Consider the following 604-nt stretch of genomic DNA (forward strand, 5'->3'; position numbering starts at 1 on the left):
GTTGGCAATAGACGTACGGCTGGCCCTTACTTCGTCTCGAAGGACGAAATCGTTGAATTCGCCACGAAGTACAATCCGCAACCCTTCCATATCGATGAGCAAGCTGCTGCGCGTTCAGTTTTCGGGGGACTAACAGCATCGAGTGCCCACACATTCTCGATACTTATTTTATTGTTGACCAAGACGGAACCTTCGCTCCGTATTCTTGCGGCACTCGGCTGGGATGAACTCAGGTTGCCGACCGCTGTGCGTCCGGGAGATGGGCTTTACCTTGAAGTCACCGTTTTAGAGAAGCGCGAGTCGAAATCGAACTCCGATAGGGGTATTGTCGGCAACCAGATATACCTGCGCAATCAAAAACGCGAAATAGTATTGCAATGCATCAACACGGTCCTCCTTGCGCGCCGACCAGATGCGAAATCGTCGACCTAAGACGTCTGTAGGAACGTTCGGCGCGCTTGCGCGTCGGTCGTATTGGTTTAAGCGGCAGACGCCCCAAATGTCTCTTTTGGGGTCACAAGCGGACATCGGTAGTTGGGGCCACGCCTCAAGGTGATGGAGCTCGCGCCAAGTGCAGCCAGTAGCCCGCATGAGCAAAAGCGAT

The 604-nt window shown here is 53.8% G+C and carries 1 protein-coding gene; it reads left to right on the forward strand.

Annotated elements, in window-relative coordinates:
* On the forward strand, nucleotides 1–432 hold a 432-nt coding region (locus H8A95_RS43415; RefSeq protein WP_229188504.1), incomplete at its 5' end, for a MaoC/PaaZ C-terminal domain-containing protein.
* Between the last annotated feature and the right edge of the window lie 172 nt (nucleotides 433–604).

The organism is Bradyrhizobium oropedii (genome assembly GCF_020889685.1).
Lineage (GTDB): Bacteria > Pseudomonadota > Alphaproteobacteria > Rhizobiales > Xanthobacteraceae > Bradyrhizobium > Bradyrhizobium oropedii.